Here is a 283-nt window from a genome sequence, read left to right as displayed (position 1 = left end):
CGCCGCACTCGACCCGCACCTGAAGCGGCCACTGCGCGAGGTGATCACCTCAGGCGACGGGCTCGACCGCACCGAATACACCCAGCCCGCCCTGTTCGCCATCGAAGTCGCGCTCTACCGACTGGTCGAATCCTGGGGCATCACCCCCGACTACCTCGCCGGACACTCCATCGGCGAACTCACCGCCGCCCACATAGCGGGCGTACTCTCCCTCACCGACGCGGCCCACCTCGTCACCACCCGCGGCCGCCTGATGCAAGCCGCCCGCACCGACGGCGCGATG

General features: G+C 70.0%; 1 protein-coding gene. It reads left to right on the top strand.

All coding sequences use genetic code 11. The annotated features are described in order from the left end of the window. Positions 1-283: acyltransferase domain-containing protein (locus tag GCN81_RS00030; protein ID WP_156721302.1), on the top strand; the 283-nt coding region annotated here is incomplete at both ends.

The organism is Streptomyces apocyni (assembly GCF_009739465.1).
GTDB lineage: Bacteria > Actinomycetota > Actinomycetes > Streptomycetales > Streptomycetaceae > Streptomyces > Streptomyces apocyni.
This window is presented reverse-complemented; position numbering and strand designations above follow the sequence as displayed.